This window comes from Streptomyces sp. B5E4 (assembly GCF_039871555.1).
Lineage (GTDB): Bacteria > Actinomycetota > Actinomycetes > Streptomycetales > Streptomycetaceae > Streptomyces.
In genome coordinates, this window is record NZ_JBDPMI010000013.1 from 12,056 (window position 1) to 27,089 (window position 15,034).

Annotated in this window: 8 protein-coding genes, 1 tRNA gene and 1 pseudogene; 2 read left to right on the forward strand and 8 right to left on the reverse strand. The window is 71.6% G+C overall.

Annotation, left to right across the window (positions count from 1 at the left end; all coding sequences use genetic code 11):
• Positions 1 to 125: 125 nt before the first annotated feature.
• Positions 126 to 5,474, reverse strand: coding sequence for a tetratricopeptide repeat protein (locus ABGA99_RS18490; protein WP_347583027.1), 5,349 nt, complete (start codon positions 5,472 to 5,474; stop codon positions 126 to 128).
• Positions 5,471 to 6,262, reverse strand: a complete 792-nt coding sequence (locus ABGA99_RS18495) for a hypothetical protein (protein ID WP_347578583.1) — start codon at positions 6,260 to 6,262, stop codon at positions 5,471 to 5,473. The genes ABGA99_RS18490 and ABGA99_RS18495 overlap by 4 nt, the downstream gene beginning before the upstream one ends.
• Positions 6,263 to 6,557: 295 nt before the next feature.
• Here ABGA99_RS18495 and ABGA99_RS18500 point away from each other — a divergent pair, with 295 nt between their 5' ends.
• Positions 6,558 to 7,091: a hypothetical protein gene (locus ABGA99_RS18500; protein WP_347578582.1), complete on the forward strand. Its 534-nt coding sequence runs from the start codon at positions 6,558 to 6,560 to the stop codon at positions 7,089 to 7,091.
• Between the two features lie 11 nt (positions 7,092 to 7,102).
• On the opposite strand, the gene ABGA99_RS18505 is transcribed toward ABGA99_RS18500, so the two are convergent.
• Positions 7,103 to 7,810: a Crp/Fnr family transcriptional regulator gene (locus ABGA99_RS18505; protein ID WP_347578581.1), complete on the reverse strand. Its 708-nt coding sequence runs from the start codon at positions 7,808 to 7,810 to the stop codon at positions 7,103 to 7,105.
• A 407-nt stretch (positions 7,811 to 8,217) separates the two neighbouring features.
• Between ABGA99_RS18505 and ABGA99_RS18510 the strand changes: the two are divergent.
• Positions 8,218 to 8,622, forward strand: a pseudogene (locus ABGA99_RS18510) (tyrosine-type recombinase/integrase); the annotation flags it as partial.
• A gap of 46 nt (positions 8,623 to 8,668) precedes the next feature.
• Here the strand turns inward: ABGA99_RS18510 and ABGA99_RS18515 are convergent.
• From ABGA99_RS18515 to ABGA99_RS18535, 5 genes are all read right to left on the reverse strand, one after another.
• Positions 8,669 to 8,742, reverse strand: a tRNA-Thr gene (locus ABGA99_RS18515).
• 80 nt (positions 8,743 to 8,822) lie between these two features.
• Positions 8,823 to 10,418, reverse strand: a complete 1,596-nt coding sequence (locus ABGA99_RS18520; RefSeq protein ID WP_347583028.1) for an alpha/beta hydrolase — start codon at positions 10,416 to 10,418, stop codon at positions 8,823 to 8,825.
• 100 nt (positions 10,419 to 10,518) lie between these two features.
• A complete protein-coding gene (locus ABGA99_RS18525; RefSeq protein WP_347578579.1) occupies positions 10,519 to 11,757 on the reverse strand; it encodes a DNA polymerase III subunit delta' in 1,239 nt (412 codons plus the stop codon).
• A 77-nt stretch (positions 11,758 to 11,834) separates the two neighbouring features.
• Positions 11,835 to 13,694: a chaperonin GroEL gene (gene groEL, locus ABGA99_RS18530; RefSeq protein ID WP_347578578.1), complete on the reverse strand. Its 1,860-nt coding sequence runs from the start codon at positions 13,692 to 13,694 to the stop codon at positions 11,835 to 11,837.
• Positions 13,691 to 14,947 (reverse strand): mannonate dehydratase, encoded by a 1,257-nt coding sequence (locus tag ABGA99_RS18535; protein ID WP_347578577.1) that lies wholly within the window; start codon positions 14,945 to 14,947, stop codon positions 13,691 to 13,693. The genes groEL and ABGA99_RS18535 overlap by 4 nt, the downstream gene beginning before the upstream one ends.
• Between the last annotated feature and the right edge of the window lie 87 nt (positions 14,948 to 15,034).

The window sequence follows — 15,034 nt, forward strand, 5'->3', positions numbered from 1 at the left end:
CAGGGTCGGACTCTAGGCAGTCAACAATTCCCGGCCAGGAACTTCGACTCCGAGTGGGCCTGTCGGTTACAGGCGATGGTCGGCTGCGGCCCATCCCCGCACTCCGGCCCCGTCGCGGCGCCCGATCAGTACTTCCTGTGATCGCCCCACTGCAGCCCGCTCTGGGCCTTCGCCAGTTGTCCCAGGGCCATGTTCAGGCAGTTGACGTCCCCGTCCACGACGTAGAAGTCGACGGCCTGTTCGTTGACGAAGACGGCTTCCTTGTACTGCCGTGCGTCCACCAACAGGCCACCCAGCATGAGGAGTACCCCGCCTTCCATTGTCTGGTCTCCGGTCTCCTGACAGACGGTGAGACACCGCCGGAGCACGGCCTCGGCCTCCTCATATCGCTGGGCCAGGCCAAGCCTGATGGCGAGGTCCAGCAGCCTGAGGGTCTCCGTGGTGCTGGTCGCTGAGGTGTCGTGCAGGGCGGTGGCCCGCAGGTCGGCGCTGGCGGCCTGCTCGTGTCGGCCGGACTGCTTGAGCGCCTTGCCGAGGCTGAGCAGCGCCATACCTTCGGCTTCCTGATTGCCGGCCTCGCCGTACGCGGTGGCGGCCTGCTCGTATGCGGTGGCGGCCTCCCCGGCGCGCCCCAACCGCATGAGGGTGTGGCCGAGGTGGACACTCACGCCGCCCTGGCGGTCGCGCTCGCCCGTCTCACCGTAGACGGTGACGGCCCGGCCGTACGCGACGACAGTTTCCTCGAGCCGGTTCAGGGCCAGAAGGGCACGGGAGAGGTTGAGGAGCGCGGAGCCTTCCATGGAAGGGAAACCGGCCTTCCGGAAGACGTCGGCGGCTTGCTGGTAGACGGGGACGGCCTTCTCGTATCTCTCCTCGCCCAGGAGGAGCTCGCCGAGGGCGTAGAGCGACAGGGCTTCGCCTCGCCGGTCGCCCGACTCCTGGTAGCGGGTGGTCGACTGATGCGCTGCGGCGATGGACTCGCCGACCCGTCCCGCCGAAGACAGGGCTCCGCTCAGATGACGCAGTGCGTCGGCTTCGCCGTGCCGATCGCCGTGCTTGCGGAAGAGGGCGGCGGCCCGCTCACAGACGGTGATGGAATCCTCGTACTGCCCATCGCTCTGCAGACCGAGACCGAGGTTGTCCAGGGCGCGGGCCTCATTGGCGCCGTCAGAGAGCTGCCGGTAAAGCTCGGCGGCCCGCCTGCTGGCGACGATGGACTCCGTGTACCGGCCTACCCGGCCCAGGTCGGAGCCCAGTTCGCCCGACGACGAGGCTTCGAGACGGAGCTCACCCGCGTCGCGGAACATGGCGACGGCCCGACTGCGGGCAGTGATGGCCTCCTCGGTGCGTTCCAGCTTCGTCAGAGCGGTTGCGTGGCACACCCACGCCGCGCCTTCACCACCGCGGTCCCCGGCCTCGTGGTAGAGGGCGGCGGCCTGCTCACAGTAGGCGACGGCCCGCTCGTACCGTTCCGTATCCACGAGGACGAGGCCGATGCTGAGGAACGCCAAGCCCTCGGCCTGACGATCACCGGTCTCTCCGCAGACCATGCTTTCCCGTTTGTACGCGGTGATGGCCTCGTCGTACCGTCGCGCAGAGACGAGGTTCTTGCCGAGGGCGTGCAGTAGCGTCCGTTCACGCGGGCGGTTGCCCGCAGTACGGTACAGGGCGACGGCCTGCTCGCAGGCGTCAGCGGCCTCCTGGTAGCGCTGCGCCTTCGCCAGGGCCTCACTCCGGTTGGACAGCGCGTCGGCTTCGCCGCCGTGGTCGCCGGTCTCGCGGTAGAGGGAGGAGGCCTTACCGCATGCGGCGGCAGCCTCTGCGAACCGGCCCGCCGCGACACAGGCAGCGCTCAGATTGCTCAGTGACAGGGCCTCGCCCCGGTGATCGCCAATCCCGCCCTGGAGGACGACGGCCCTCTGGGCCACGGTGATGGCTTCCTCAAACCGCCGCAGATGGATGAGGGGGGCGACGAGCATTTCGAGCACCTTGCTCTCCCCCCGAAGGCTGCCGGTCTCGCGATGGAGGGCAGCGGACTGATCGAAGGCGGTGACGGCCCCTTCGTACCGGTTCAGCCTGTACTGGGCGTCGCCCAGGTAGCCCAGGGAATCGGCCTCTCTGCTGAGGCTGCCCTTCTCGTGGTAGGCGGCTGCGGCCTGCCGAAAGTACGTGAGGCATTCTTCGAAGCGGCCCAGACTCCACAGGGCGTGGCCGAGGTTGTGCAGGGGCGCCCCCATGCGGCCTTCGCCGCTCTCCGCCTGGACGACCAGGGCTCGTTGGGTGACGGTGACGGTCTCCTCGTACCGCTCCGCTGCCGTCAGCGCGTTGCTCTGGTTGGTCAGCGCGGCGGCCTCAAGGTGCCGCTCACCTGTTTCCCGGTAGAGAGCCGCGGCTTTTCCGGCGGCCTCTGCGGCCTCGACGGCCCTGCTCAGCCGGGCAAGACAGTTGCTGAGATTGACCAGCGACGCGGCTTCCAGACTGCGGTTGCCGGTCTCCCGGTAGAGCCCGGCCGCCCGCTCGCTCGTGGTGAAGGCCTCGTCGTACCGCCCCATGTCCGCCAGGGTGCTACCGAAGTTCAGGAGCAGATCCGCCGCGCCACTGTGATCACCGGTGTCGAGACGGACGGTGGTGGCCTGCTCAACGGCGATGATGGCCTCCTCAACCCGCCCCAGCTCGGCAAGGGTCTTACCGATATCGGCGAGAGACGTGGCGAGACCGGTGAGATCGGTGCCGGGGGCCGCTTCGTCCAGTTGCCGGTACAGGACGGCGGCCTCCTGCGCCGCAGCCCGGGCCGCCTCCCGGCGTCCCATCCGGGGCAGGGACAACCGGTGCATGACGTCTGCGTATGCGGGCAGGTCGAGGGTGGGGTGGGCCACGGCCATGTGCCGGTACAGGTCGGCCGCCTCCTGGTTGGCGGCCAGGGCCTGTTCCTCACGACCGAGTTCCCACAGCCGCTTGCCGAGGCTGTCCAGCGACTTCGCGAGATCGAGAGAGTGGGCGCCGAAGCCGTTCTCAGCCAGATCGCGTTGAATGCCCACCGCCTCCTGAACCGGCGCGAGCGCCTCTTCCCTCTGGCCCAGACGCGCGAGGAACTCGCCTAGATTGAGCAGCACCGCGGTCAGGTTGGACTGGTACGCGATGAGATTCACCTCGGCCAGCTCCCGGAACAGGTCAGTGGCCTCCCGGGTTGCGGCCAGCCCCTCCTCCATACGGGCCAGACCGAGCAGCGAGCGTCCGAGGTTGCCGAGCGACGCGGCCAGATGGGGCCGCTCGGCGGCGGGGTTGTCGTCGGCCAGTTGCCGGTACAGGTCGACGGCCTCCCGGATGACGGCCAGCGACTCCTCATGGCGGCCCGCATCGGACAGAAACAGACTGAGGTTGCCGAGTGACCCGGCGAGGCCGCTCCGGTGAGCGACGGGGTTCGCCTCGGCTAGCTGTCGGTGCAGGTCAGTGGCCTCCTGGGTGACGGGCAGCGCCTCCTCATGGCGGCCCTGACCACGCAGGCGGCTGCCGAGGCTGGTCAGCGCCTGCCGCAGGCTGTGCCGGTACGCGAAGGGGTCCGCCTCGACCAGGCGGCGGCTGATCGCCACGGCCTCCTCGGACAGGAAAAGGGCCTCCTCCGGGCGGCCCACGTCAGACAGGCTGTCGCTGAGATTGGCCAGAGAGGTGGCCAGGTAACTGAGGTGGCCGAGTTGCTCGGGGTCGGCCTCGACCAGCTGCCGGTGCAGGCGGACGGCCTCCTCGCCCGGGGGGATCGCCTCCTCCCTGCGCCCAGCGTTGGCACGGCGCCACGCCAGGGTGCCGTACAGCCAGGCCCGTTCGCCGAGGTCGGTGGTGGTGGACAGTCGATGGGCGATCAGGACTTCCATGACCGCGAGGATGCCGATGTCCAGGTTGACATCGCGGCCCTCGGGCAGATGCGATTCGACGGCCTCGAGTACGGCCAGAAACTCGGGGTCGATGGGGCTCTTTTCCGGGACCTCTGAGACATCCGGGCCGTCCCGGTCGCTCGTGTCGCCGAGGGCGGCGAGCGTAGAAAGGGCTGAGCTTCCGGCCGCGATCGCGAGGGCGGGATCGTCGCACAACAGCGGGTACAGGACCTTCTCGCGGACATGGATCCAGCGGCCTGCGGCCGATGCGAGGAAGGTCACCGCACGCGGGGCGATGACGCTCCTGAGGTCCTTCTTGAGGGTCAGGGTGCCCGAGACATGCATTGCCCAGGGGTCGGGCTCATAGGAGCTGATGGCGTGCCCGGGGATGAGCAGGCCGAGGAAGTCCTCCGCGAAGCGGTCGGGGTAGAGGGGTTCCAAAACGGTCGCGTCGTCGGCGGGCCGGTAGCAGAACCGGTGGTCGTCGATGAGGTCCTGGGGGTGTTCGGCCAGTTTCAGTGCCGCTAGGGCCTGTTCCCCGGTGGGGTGGTCGACCGCCCCGGTGAGTACGGCGGTGAAGACGGTTTTGGCCATCACGGTGGGCCGGGTCCGGTAGTCCTGCCCGTGTCGTCCTGCGTCGTAGAGCCGCTGCCACGCCAGGCGTTCACGGTCCAGGAGGTACGCCGACAGCTCGTGCGGTTCGGTGAGCGACGGGTCCTTGCCGTGGACGCGGGCGTCCACGGCGACCAAGGCGGCCATGTGCAGGTTCAGCGTCAGGCCGAAGTCACGGTGACCGAGGGAGCCGGGCGGCTGGATGGTCGCGGTATCCGGCAGGTCGTACAGGTCGGTGGCGCCGTAGCGGTCACGGGCGGCGGCGAACATACGCAGCCGGTCCTCAGCCAGCGGGAGCAGGGGCAGATCACCGGAGTCGGCCTGGCGTGCGCCGAGCTCGGCGCGGAGGGCGGCGAACCAGCGGACGGTCCGGCCGATCAGCAGGATCCGTGTGGGCCGCTGCTGGTTGAGCTCGGGGTAGGACAGCAGGCGTTCCAGTTCGCTGTGCGCCCATCGGTCGGCGTAGTCCACGACGAGCAGGACCCCAGCCTCGGCGTCGGGCTGGGACGTGTCGGCGAACGGGGTGGACTGACCGGTCGGGGTGCCCCGGAGTCCCGCCTGCCAGACCTGCCATCGCTCGGCCGGCGGCAGGTCACGGCTCCGGGACCGTTCGGCGAACTCTATGGCGAGCCGGGTTTTTCCCTGCCCGCCGGGTGCGTGCAGGAGCAGGGCCGACAAACGCGAGCCCGGGGCGTTTCGCCATTGCCGCAGCCGCTCCAGTTCGGCTTCCCGGCCGATGAAGGGGACGACGTGGCTGCGCGCGTCCAGCAGGCGGCTGGGCTGCGTCATCAGCCACTCGGGTTCGGGAGCAGGGGGGGCGGGGAGTTCCTCGATCGCGGGCAGGCGCGTGCCATAGACGTTGTTGATCGTCGCGTTGCCCCCGTGCCCCACGACGATCGCGCTGCCCGGGCCACTCCTCAGGTCGCCGACGCTTGGGCCCTGGCTCCCCGCCCGGCCGTCCGCCTCATGCTGCCCGAAGGTGTTCTCGGTCACGGCCGGTCACCTTCGCTTCCGGAAGCCGGAGAAGGCGGACCTCCCGGGCCGTTGTTGACCGTCGCGCTGCTCCCGTGCCCCACGACGACCGCGCTGCCATCCCCAGTCCGCAAGTTGCCGACGGAAGGCCCCGAGCCCGGTGTGTCCTCCTGCAGGTCCGGCTCAAGGTCCAGATGCCGTACGTCGGCGCCGGGCACCCAGATCCAGGCCTCCCCCTGGTGCTCCTTCTCCTCTACGGTCACGCGCCGGAACTCCTCCGGCGGGATGCTGGTGTACGCCTCCTCTACAACATCGCGGAAGACAGTTGCCGACACCGCGACCGCCAGGCACGCGTACGGCGCCCGGACCAGGGCGGTGCGCAGAGCAGCGCAGTCGAGGATGCGACCTGTCTCGACCGGGGCCCGCCCGACGAAGCCGTTGGCGCCCAGCGCGGCCGAGCCGAAGTGGACGGCCGCTCTCAGCCTGAGCCAGGGCCGCTGCCCCTGGCCGAAGTTGAAGGCTCGCAGGCCGCTGTCCAGGGCACGCATGAAGTCGTCGACCAGGGCGGGCTCGGAGACAACCCCGGGCAGGACGGCGAACAGCGAGTCCCCGCCCTCCTGTGTCACCCACTCCTCGCGGTTCAGCCCCGCGGTGGCGGCCGCCGTGTCCAGCAACCGTACGATCGTCTCCTGGAACAAACGCTGCGTCTCCGCGTCAACGCTGCCGTATCCCTTCGCGTCGACCGCCAGCAATGACCTGCGCCCGAACGCCCGTACGTCGCCCGGCTCGTCCACACCGTTCCCTACCATGGCACCTCTCCATACACGAACCTCTGAGGGAGATTGACGCATCCCTCAAATCCCCTTCAAACACGGAGTTACTGCGCAGAGCCCGGGGGAACCGACGCCCGCCCGCTCCCCCGAAGGCGAGCGCCGGTACCAGCATTCGTACACCCGTATTCCGGTGTGAACCCCGTGGAAGTACGGGTTGCTGGGAAATGCGACCGCCTCTGAAGTCCGTAGAACCTGCAGAAGTGACTGGTCCGGTGGCCGCGTTCGCCGTCTTACTGGACAGAACTCGTTCTTGTGGACCGGAGGAGACCTCATGGCAGCGACCGGGCAGGCAGCCAGCAGCCGCCCCGCGATGTACATGTTCACCGCACTACAGACAACCCACCAGCACGCGGACGCGAAGGCCGGGATCATGGCGGCGGTGCAGGCGGCGCTCGTCGGCACGGCTGGAACGTGGATCCGACAGTCCGTGCTCGTCTGCGGCCAGGGCGGTGCGGCCGGGGCGTTCGCGGGGACGCTGCTGACCTTGTTCGTCTGCGGTCTGGTCGGGGGCGCGGTGAGCCTGGCAGGGACACTGCGTCCCCGGATGCTGCGGGGCCCGGTCAGCAACCGGTACGGCTTCGTCCATCTGGCGTCGGGCCCCGACATCCTCCCGACCGATACGCTGCCCGCGGGGGGCGCGCACCCGGACGATGCCTCGGATCGCCGGGAGTTGTCACACACCGTGCGCTTCCTCGCCCACGTCGCCGTACGCAAGTACCGCTGGCTGGCGAGCATGGTGGTGTGCACGGCCGCCATGGGTGTGAGCGCAGGACTGAGCGTGGTCTTGCTGCCGGTGTTGATCTGACGCCGGCTCGACTACGGCTGCGGAGGCGACAGGTCCGCGAGTCTGGTGAGCCCGGGAAGGTCCAGTATCGTGGTGGTTCGGTAGCCGGTCTTCAGCAAGACGTCCTTGCGCAGTTCACCCAGCACCTTGTGGATGGTCGTCTCGGCGGCGCCGACCATCGTGGCCAGTTCCGGCTGTGTCAGTGAGCAGCCAATCTCCACTCCATCGGCCCGCTCAGCTCCATAGCAGTCCGCGAGTTCCACCAACAGCCGGGCCAGCCGCACCTTCGCCGGGTACCCGCGGAAATCAAGCCGCCGCCGATTCGCCCAGCGCAGCCGGTTGGCGATGATCCCGGTCAGGGTTATGGAGATCTCGGGCCGGCTCAGCAGCAGCTCCCGCAGCACGTCGGCTGGCAGTCTCCGGGCGGTCAGCGGCCCACAGGCGATCACCGTCGCCGAGCGCGGCGCTCCGTCCATGGCCGCCATCTCACCCACGGTGTCCCCACCGGCCCTGACCGCGAGGAGCGAGGTCTCACCGTTCTCCACGGTCGCCGTGACCTTGACGAACCCGGACAGCAACAGCAGTACGTGTCGGTCGTCCCACCCCTCTCGCAGGAGCACGGCGCCTGCGTCGTACTGAACGTATGTACCCAGGCCGAGCATTTCCAGCCGCGCCGGGAGCGACAGCGCCCCCAGCAGGCTGCGCGCAGGCCACTCCTCGGATTCGATGGGCACAACCACGCGTATTTCCTTGTCTCCGTTGTCTCCGTCTGCCTTCGGGCGAAGCCCCTTGCTTCTATCGACCGTTCGCCCTTGGACGTACAACTGGAACTACAACCCGAAGCTACACCCGGCAGCGGGCATCACGCGCTGAAGCGGCGGCGCACGAGCACGATGAGAGGGCCGACGGCGAGCAGTACCGCCACGGCTGCGTAGCCACCCGAGGGGTATGACCAAGCCGGTTCCTGCGCCGATCAGGGGGACCGCGGACAGTACGCCGGTCCGGCCAGGCCTGCGGCGGTGAACGGCTGGCCCGCCGCGATACCGCCGCGGATGGTGAGGCGACCTCGTCACCGGGCCGCCCAGCCTTCGGCTGGACGACCGTGGTGCGGGCAGCAAGAAGGACACGGCGGCACCGGTGGGGACCAAAGGAGGAGGCGCGGGCCGTCGCGGGCGAGCTGTGGCAGGAGCACAAGGCGGTGTTCACCCGGCCGGACGGGCGTCCGCTGGACCCGCGGGCGGACTGGGAGGAGTTCAAGCTGCTTGCCGAAGCGGGCATCGATGACCGTCGCCTGTACGACGGCAGCCGCCACACCGCCGGCACGATCCTGAACGAGCTGGGGGTGGACATGCCGACCATCATGGAGATCCTTCGGCACACCCAGATCAGCCAGACGCGGCGGTACGTCAAGGGCAGATCGCACCTCTCGAAGGACGCCATGCGCCGCGTGGGAGACGCCTTCATGCCTCGCCCGGGGGCCACGTCTGAGACCAGAACTGAGACCGGGAGCACCCGAGCCGAACGCGCGCGGCGCCGCCGTCGCATCCGCTGAACCAAAAAACCCCAGCTCAGAGAGATTCTGAGCTGGGGTCCAGCGGAGCCGCCTAAGGGAATCGAACCCTTGACCTACGCATTACGAGTGCGTCGCTCTGGCCGACTGAGCTAAGGCGGCAGGTTGCGGGCCGGGGCCCTGGTAACGGCGACAAGTTTACACAGTTCCCCGGGGTCCTCTGCACGCGGTTTGTGTGGGGGCTACTCGCAGCGTTTGCCGTCCTGGGGCGGGGTGTCTTCCAGGAGGAAGGTGCCGACCGCGCCGTCGATGCAGCCGTTGCCCCGCGCGTACGCCGTGTGGCCGTCGCCCTCGTACGTCAGCAGCACGCCCTCCTCAAGCTGGGCCGCCAGGCTCTCCGCCCAGACGTACGGGGTCGCCGGGTCGCGGGTGGTGCCGACGACCAGGATCGGGGGGGTGCCCGCGGCCTCGATGCGGTTGGCCTCGCCGGTGGCGGTGACGGGCCAGTCGGCGCAGTTCAGGGCGGCCCAGGCGAAGTCGCGGCCGAAGACCGGGGAGTCCGCCTCGAAGTCCGGGACCAGCTTCTCGACGTCCGCCGGGGTCTCGAAGGGCGGCGGCTGGTCGATGCAGTTCACGGCGGCGAAGCCGTACATCATGCTGCCGTACGAGCCGTCCGGCTCGCGTTCGAAGTACATGTCCGCCAGCGCCAGCAGTCCGCTGCCGTCCTTGCGCTCCATGGCGTCCGTCAGCGAGCCGCGGAGCTGCGGCCAGAAGTCCTCCTGGTACATGGCCATCAGCACGCCCATCGTCGCCAGCGGCTCGCCGAGCTTGCGCTTCTCGCCGGTCGGCACCGGCTGCGAGTCGAGGCGGTCCAGGAAGGCGCGGAGCTGCTTGCCCGCGTCCTCGGCGCTGTCCGTGCCGAGCGGGCAGTCGGAGCGCTGGACGCAGTCCTCGGCGAAGGAGTCGAAGGCGGTGGTGAAACCGGCGTTCTGGTCGAGGTTCAGCTGCCGGGAGGTGAGGGACGGGTCCATCGCCCCGTCGAGGACGAGGCGGCCCGCGCGCTGCGGGAAGAGGCCCGCGTAGGTGGCGCCGAGCATCGTGCCGTACGAGGCGCCGACGTACGTCAGCTTCTCGTCGCCGAGGACGCCGCGGAAGACGTCCATGTCCCGGGCCGCCTCCTCGGTCGAGACATGGCCCAGCAGGTCGCCCGCGCGCTTCGCGCAGCCCTCGGCGAAGCGCTCGAACGACGCGGTGAGCGCCTCGACCTCGCGCTCGTCGTCCGGCGTCTGGTCGACCTGGGTGTGCGCCTCGAACTCCGCGTCGGTCAGGCACTTCACCGGCTGGCTGCTGCCCACGCCGCGCGGGTCCACCGCCACGATGTCGTACCGGGACCGGACCTCCGCCGGATACCCGATGCCCGCGAAGTTCTGCAGGAAGTCGATCGCCGACGCACCCGGGCCGCCGGGGTTCACGTGCAGGGAGCCCAGGCGCTCGCCCGGGTTCTCGGCCCGCTTGCGGGCCACCGCCAGCTTCACGTCCCCGCCGTCCGGCTCGGCGTAGTCCAGCGGTACGCGCAGCGTCGCGCAGTCGAAGCCGGGGGCGTCGCACTCGGTCCAGCGCAGCTTCTGCTCGTAGTACGGCTTGAGGTCCGCGGGGATCCGCGCCGGGAGCGGTTCGAGCACCTTGCTGACGGTGCCGGCGCGGGCGGCGTCGGCGCCGCTGCCGCCGGTGTCCGTACCGCCGTCGTCGGAGGCGCCGGAGTCACACCCGGCGGCGCCGACCAGCACCACCAGCGCGGTGACGGGTGCGGCCGTACGGAACAGGCTGCGGAAATCCATGCGCCTGAGCGTAACCGCTGGGAGTGGGGCCTCCGCCCGGTCACCCTCTCCCCGTACGGGTGACATGGGCGGGTGGGGGGCGGGGGCCGCGTACGTTTCTCTACGGTTTGCGCAGGGTCACCGTCATCGCCTCCAGCGCCAGCAACGGCGCCACGTTCCGCTCCAGCGCGTCCCGGCAGGCCATGATCGCGTCGATCCGCCGCAGCGTCATCTCCGCGCTGCTGTCCTCCGCGATCCGCCGCAGCCCCTCCCCCACGTCCGCGCAGGGCAGCAGCGAGGCGTCGGCCACCGCGCCGAGCTGGAGCGCGAGTACGTCCCGGTAGAAGCCCGCGAGGTCGGTGAGGGCCAGGTCGAGGCTGTCGCGCTGGCTGCGCGTCGCCCGGCGCTTCTGGCGCTCCTGGAGGTCCTTCATCACGCCCGCCGTACCGCGCGGCATCCGGCCGCCGGGCTGCGCACCGAGCGCCGTGCGCATCTCCTCCGTCTCCTGCTCGTCCAGCTCCTCGGCCCGCTCCTTCGCCGCGTCCGCCGCGACCTCGACCAGCTCCTGCGCCGCGCGCAGGCAGCCGCCGATGTCCTCGACGCGCAGCGGTATCCGCAGCACCGCCGCCCGGCGTTCGCGGGCGCGGTCGTCGGTGGCCAGGCGGCGGGCGCGGTCGAGGTGGCCGCCGGCCGCGCGGGCGGCGGACTCGGCGACCGCGGGGGTGATGCCGTCGCGCTGGACGAGGACCGCGGCGACCGCCGCGACCGCGGGGGTGCTGAGGGAGAGGTGGCGGCAGCGGGAGCGGATCGTGGGCAGCACGTCCTCCAGCGACGGGGCGCACAGCAGCCACACCGTGCGCGGGGCGGGCTCCTCGATGGCCTTCAGCAGCACGTTGCCGGCGCCTTCCGTGAGGCGGTCGGCGTCCTCGACGACGATGATCTGCCAGCGGCCGCCGGAGGGGGCGAGCTGGGCGCGGCGGACCAGCTCGCGGGTCTCCTTGACGCCGATGGTGAGCAGGTCGGTGGCGACGACGGCGACGTCGGCGTGGGTGCCGACGAGCGCCGTGTGGCAGCCGTCGCAGAACCCGCACCCGGGGCCGGCGGCGGCGCGGTCCGGGCTGACGCACTGGAGCGCGGCGGCGAACGCGCGGGCCGCCGTCGCCCGGCCGGCGCCCGGCGGTCCCGTGAACAGCCAGGCGTGCGTCATCGCGGAGTTGGAGGGCGGCGCGGCGTCGGCGGGGTGGCCGCCGGGGGCGGCGGTGCCGGATTCCGCCGTGACCCGGGCGTCGGCGGCGCGGGCGGCGGCGGCAAGCTGCTCGCCGACCCGCTGCTGCCCGACCAGCTCGTCCCACACCGCCATGGCACCGTCCTTCCGTCGTCCGCCGACCATTGTGCTGCACGCCACTGACAGCAAGTCGCCGGTCGTCCGTCCGTCCCTCAGTGGTGGTGCCCGTGCTGGTGGCCCTTGCCGTGGTGGCCCTTCCCGTGGTGGTGCCCGTGGCCCCGGCGGCGCCAGCTGACCGCGTCGGGGTCGCGCGGCGCCCGGTCGACCACGAGGGCGCCCGCGGTCAGCATCAGCCCCGCCACGGAGGCGGCGTTCCGCAGTGCGGTACGGGGCACGCGGACCGGATCGAGGACGCCCGCCGCCGGCAGATCGCCGTACGTGCCGGTGTCCGCGTTCCAGCCGTGGCCCGGGGGCAGGCCGGCCGTCTCGGCGACGACGCGGGCGCCGTCCGCGCCGGCGTTGTCGGCGAGCTGCCGCAGCGGAGCGGTGAGGGCGGCCCGTACGGCCAGGGCACCCGCCCGCTCGTCGGCGGACAGGGCACGGACCGCGGTCCCGTCGGGCGCGGCTGTCCCGTCGGGCCGGATTCCCGCGGGCTGCGTACGGGCCGCGCCCTTCGGCTCCGTACCGCCCAGCAGTGCGTCCACCGCCTCCCGCGCCCCTGCCAGGCCCGTGCCGCCGCCCGGCGTGACGCCCTCCGCGAGCGCCGCCCGTACCGCCGCGACCGCCCCCGCGACGCGCTCCCGCCGCTCCGCCCGCTCCGGGTCCGTGGCGCCGCCGACCCGCAGCAACGCCACCCCGCCCGTCAGCCGGGCCAGCCGCAGCTCCAGCACCTCCCGGTCGAAGTCGGACGCCGCCTCGGCCAGCGCGTACTCCAGGTGCGCCACCCGCCGCGCCACCGCCTCCGCGGCGCCCGCTCCCCGCGAGACCGTCGTCGTGCGCCTCGTCACCACGACCCGCTCCGCCCGCCCCAGGGACGGCAGCTCCGTGGCACTCAGCAGCATCCCCTTTTCCGGCAGCACCACCTCCGCGCCCGTCAGCGCCGCCAGGTCCTCCAGGTGCGCCAGCCGCCGCGCGCCCAGCGCCGGCGCGGGGACGGCCGCGCAGAGCAGCGTGCCGCGCAGGCGGTTGGCGACCAGCGCCGCGAGCGCATCCTGCTGGACGGAGTCCGCGACGACCAGCAGCGGGCGGCCGGTGGCCGCGACCCGCTCCATGACCGGCAGCAGGTCCTCGGGCCCGGCGATGCGCCCGTGGTGCAGCAGGACGTAGGGGTCCTCCAGCACGGCCGTGCCCTGCTCGGGGTGGGTCATCATGAACGGGCTGAGGAAGCCGCGGTCCAGCCGCAGCCCCTCCGTGAACTCCAGCTCCACGCCCGCCACATGCGCCTCCTCCACGGAGATCGCCGCGTTCTGCCCGGCCTTGGCGAAGGCGCGGGCGACCAGCTCGCCCAGCTCGGGGTCGCGGGCCGCCGCGGCGGCGACCCGCGCGGTGTCCTGCTCGCCGTCGACGGGGCGGGCGGTGGCGGTCAGGTGCGCGACGGCCGCTTCCGCCGCGGCGTCCAGGCCGCGGCGTACGGCGACGGGATCGGCCCCGGCGGTCACCGCGCGCAGCCCGGCGGCGAACAGCGCCTGGGTGAGCACGATGGTGGTCGTCGTGCCGTCGCCGACGGCGCGGCGGGTGCGGGTGGCGGCCTGGCGGACGAGGGAGGCGCCGAGGTTCGCGTACGGGTCGGAGAGCCGGACGGCGTCGGCGACGGTGGCGCCGTCGCGGGTGACCACGGGGCCGGAGGCAGCGCCGGCCCCGCCGCCGGTTCCGCCGCCCCCGGCCCCGCTGCCGGCCCCCGGTCCGGCGTCCCCGGCACCGCCGCTACGGGAGCCGGCCGACCCCGGCCCCGTACCGCCGAGCACCACCAGCCGCCCGCGCGGCCCCAGCGTGACCCGGGCCGCGTCCGCGACCGCGGCCACGCCGCGGCGCAGGGCGGCCCGGGCCGCGTCCTCGAAGAGCAGTCCGCTCACTGCTCGTCGTCGTCCCCGCGACCGAACCGGCCCCGCTCCATGATCAGCGCGGCCTGCATCATCGCCCGGGCGTAGCCGGTGTCGTACAGCTCCATGCCGTGACCGCCGCCGCCCACGTCCTTGTACTGGTTGCTCTGGTCCGACCCGTTCTCCCGGTCGAAGTCGTTCGCCCGCGGGTGCTCGGCGAGGATGCCGCGCGGGTAGCCGGCGCGGACGAGCTGGCGCATGAAGCCGAACATGTCGGTCTCGCCGGTGTCCGGGAACACCTCGGCGTACTTCACCTGCGGCTCGTCCACGCGCACGTTGCGGTAGTGGATGTGGTTGACCCGGTCCTTGCGGCTCATCCAGCGCAGGAAGTCGACGGAGTCGAAGCCGACCTCGGCGGTCACGCCCGCGTGCACGGTCATGCCGTTCGACGGGCTGTCGACGGTCTCGACCATCCGCCTCCAGTCCGGGACCGAGCCCATGATCTGCGGGTTGCCGCGGCTGATCGCGGCGGGCGGGTCGTTGGGGTGCACGGCCATGCGCACGCCCGCCTCCTCGGCGACCGGGATGACCTCGCGCAGGAAGTGCTCGTAGTGGTCCCAGAGTTCGTCGCGGGTGAACGCGGGGACGCCGTCGGGGCGGGGGAGGTCGCGGACCTTGACGCCGTCGACCTCGTGGTCGAGGTCGAAGGCGGTGTAGCCGGCGCCGATGCGGTCGGTCTCGTCGATCTCCTCGTAGTAGCCCTCCTTCAAGCGGTGGACGTACCAGTTGTATTCGACGACGCCGATGCCGGCCTCGCCCGCGGCCCGCAGCGAGGTCTTGATGTCCTCGATGGCCTGGTCCCGGCCGTCCTCGCCGCGTACCACCGCGTCCGGGGCGCTGATGAGGTAGGCGGTGACGTGCATGCCCATGTCCTCGACGCGCTCGCGGTCGGCGCGCAGTTCGTCGGCGTCCCAGGGGACGGCGGGCACGTCGGTGACGAGCGCGCCGGTGATGCCGGCCTGCCGCCAGCGGCGCACGGTGGCCTCGCTGGGTCTGCGGGACATCCACTGGCAGAGCTTGGGGGTGTCGGGTCCTTCACGGACGTCGTCGGGCCAGTTCAGCTGCGGGAACGGGGCGTTGCCGCCGTTGCCGCCGCCCGGGCCGGGCGCCGCGAACGCGGAACCCGCGGCGCCCGCCGAGGCGCCGATCGCCGCGGCCGCGGCGGCGGTCGAGCCGCGCTTGAGGAATGACCTGCGCGAACTGCCGTCGTGCGCGGGGGGTTCCATACGTCACCTTCGCTTTCTGTGCTCTGCCGGCTGCCTGATGGTGCGGTAGTGCATCGTGCGCGGTGCGTACTCCATGGTGCGTACAGC

Coding starts and splice junctions, on each gene's coding strand:
- ABGA99_RS18525 (WP_347578579.1), bottom strand. CDS start 11,757: ATGGCGGTGTGGGACGAGCTGGTCGGGCAGCAGCGGGTCGGCGAGCAG.
- ABGA99_RS18535 (WP_347578577.1), bottom strand. CDS start 14,947: ATGGAACCCCCCGCGCACGACGGCAGTTCGCGCAGGTCATTCCTCAAG.
- ABGA99_RS18500 (WP_347578582.1), top strand. CDS start 6,558: ATGGCAGCGACCGGGCAGGCAGCCAGCAGCCGCCCCGCGATGTACATG.
- ABGA99_RS18495 (WP_347578583.1), bottom strand. CDS start 6,262: ATGGTAGGGAACGGTGTGGACGAGCCGGGCGACGTACGGGCGTTCGGG.
- ABGA99_RS18520 (WP_347583028.1), bottom strand. CDS start 10,418: ATGGATTTCCGCAGCCTGTTCCGTACGGCCGCACCCGTCACCGCGCTG.